Here is a 2,524-nt window from a genome sequence, read left to right on the forward strand (position 1 = left end):
CGCACCGCCCTGGTGCTCGCCGTGGCCGCCGCCGCGGCGGCGGGCTTCGGCGGCGCGCTCCTGTTCATGGAAGGCGACGCCGACGGCCGCGCGGCACCCGGCCCGCGTCCGTCCACGACCGCCCCCGTCACCCCGGCTCCGCCCGCCCCCGCCGAGCAGGGGTTCCTCCGCGAGGGCGACTCGGGCCCCGAGGTGACCGAACTCCAGGAGCGGCTGCTGCGCGTCCCGGACGTCTACCGGTCCGGCGCCACCGACGGCCGCTACGACGCCGCCCTCTCCGCCGCCGTCGCCCGTTTCCAGCTCTGGTACGGCGTCCGGGGCGACGAGACCGGCGTCTACGGCGACGACACCCGCCTCGCGCTGGAGTCCCGCACCGGCCGGCCGGGCGGCTGACCCGGCGGCTACCGCTCCTTCGGCACCCGGATGTCCAGCACGCACACGTCGTCGCGGCGCTCGTCCTCCAGCATCGTCTCCAGCAGCGCGCCCAGGGGCCCGGCCCCGTCGCCGGGGTGCGCCGCCACGGCCTCGGCCAGCCGCCCGAGGCCCACGTCGATGTTCTCCGGGGGCCGCTCCACCAGACCGTCGGTGTACAGCAGTATCCGGTCGCCCGGTTCGAGACGGCACTCGGCCTCCTCGAAGCGCGGTGTGGTGGTGCCGCCGAGCAGTATGCCGCTGGGCCTGCGGAGGTACGTCACCTCACCGTCCCGCAGCAGCAGGGGCGGGGTGTGTCCCGCCTGCGCCCAGACCAGGCGCCGTTCCGCCGGCCGGTAGCGGGCGAGCACCATGGTCGCGGTGGCGTGGGTGTCCCGGGAGTGCAGCAGCAGGGTGTTGAGCCGGGCGAGCGCGCCGGTCAGCGAGGAGCCGGTGATGACCATGCCCTTGGCGGTGAACCGGAGCTGGGCCATGGTGGCGACGGCGCCGATCCCGTGCCCGGCGACGTCGCCGACGACGAACAGGGCGTCGCCGTCGGGCAGCTCGATGGCGCTGAACCAGTCGCCGCCGACGTGTATGCCGGCCTGGGCGGGAAGATAGGCGACCTCGACGCGCAGTCCGGCCAGGTCGACCGCCCGCTCGGGCAGCGGCAGCAGGGCGTTCTGCAGCCGGGCGACCAGGGACCGCTCGGCCTGGAGCACGTCGTGCTGGGTGACGATGGCCCGCTCGGTCTCCACCAGGGCGAGCTCGGCCCGCCGCCGCGCGGTCAGGTCCTGCACGAAGCCGTGCACCTCGACGGGCGTGCCGTGCAGATCGGCCACCGCCTCGGCGGCGAGCCGCAGATGCCGGACACCGCGCGTGCCGCGGATCCGGAACGGGGTGTCCGACGGCAGCCCCTCGTGGATCAGGGCGTCGACGGCGTGGCTCAGCGCGGACCGGTCCTCGGGCACCGCGAGCGCGGGGAGGTCGACGAGCCGGACGGGCCCGTCCGCGGGGTCCCGGCCGAGGATCGCGAAGACCTGCGACGACCAGGACGCCTCGGAGGTGGTCAGGTTCCAGTTGGCCCAGCCGAGGTTGCCCAGCCGCTGAAGGTCGGCGAGCCGCTGCTCCTGCCGGTCGGAGGAGGCGTGCCGGACCCAGGTGACGACCAGCGCGTCCTCCAGCCGGGTCACCCGTACGGAGTATGCGGTCAGCTCGGTGGCGCCGTTCACGACCTCCTGGTGGGCGAACGGTTCGCTCTCGTACGTCCCCCCGCCGGCCAGGGTGTCCAGGCAGCCCCGCCACACCGGTGTGCCGACCAGGTCGGGCCGTACCTCCCGCAGCCGCCGCCCGGCCGGATCGCCCCCGGTGCCGCCCAGGACGTCGGCCGCCTGCGCCGTCACGGCGTCCATCCGGAAGTCCTCGGTCCCGCCGTACGGGCCGCGCAGCGGGGTCAGCAGCATCGCCGGAACCGGCAGCGCCGCGAACAGCGTCCGTACGGCGTCCGGGAGCGGGTCGGCCGGGGGCTCGGACGGGGCGGTGAACGTACGCAGCCGGCCGGCGCAGAGCCGGACCGCTCCGCGCAGGTGGGCGCGGTCGCGCGGGGTGAAGGGGCCGGGGTGTTCGCGCAGCACACCGACGCATATCCCGGGGCCCTCCCCGCCGGGCAGCGGCAGCCAGACGCGCGAGCGCCACCGTTCGAGCGGGTCGCCGATCAGCAGGTACCGCGCGCTGTCCTGGGCGAAGTCCTCCAGCCAGAGGGGTTCACCGGACTCGAGGGCGTCCAGCGCGGCGACCCCGCTGAAGGGGGGCACCTGACGCCACCGGGCGGCCAGCCGTTCGTCGATCCCGGCGTGCCCGAGCAGTTCGAGGCCGCCGTCGGTGCGGCGGGCGTAGATCATGACCGAGTCCGCGGCCAGGTCCTGCCCGAGGTGTTCCAGCAGGCACCGGGCCAGCTCCTGGGGGGTGCCGGTGCGCACGAGGATCCGGGCGAGGCGGCCCAGGGCGGAGGCGACGTCGTCGGGGGCCGAGGGCACCGCCGGCGGGTCGGCCCCGGGGAGGCCGGCCGTCGCGTCCCCGGTCTCCCCGGCCGGCCGTGCGGGTGGCTCGGCGG

General features: G+C 76.2%; 2 protein-coding genes. One reads left to right on the plus strand and one right to left on the minus strand.

Features of this window, described 5'->3' with window-relative positions; all coding sequences use genetic code 11:
• Positions 1–393: peptidoglycan-binding protein (locus B7767_RS22590; protein WP_256923532.1), on the plus strand; the 393-nt coding region annotated here is incomplete at its 5' end.
• 8 nt (positions 394–401) lie between these two features.
• Here the strand turns inward: B7767_RS22590 and B7767_RS22595 are convergent.
• Positions 402–2,524: PP2C family protein-serine/threonine phosphatase (locus B7767_RS22595; RefSeq protein WP_107486259.1), on the minus strand; the 2,123-nt coding region annotated here is incomplete at its 5' end.

Origin of the sequence: Streptomyces sp. 13-12-16 (genome assembly GCF_002114215.1) — a bacterium.
Classification (GTDB): Bacteria; Actinomycetota; Actinomycetes; order Streptomycetales; family Streptomycetaceae; genus Streptomyces.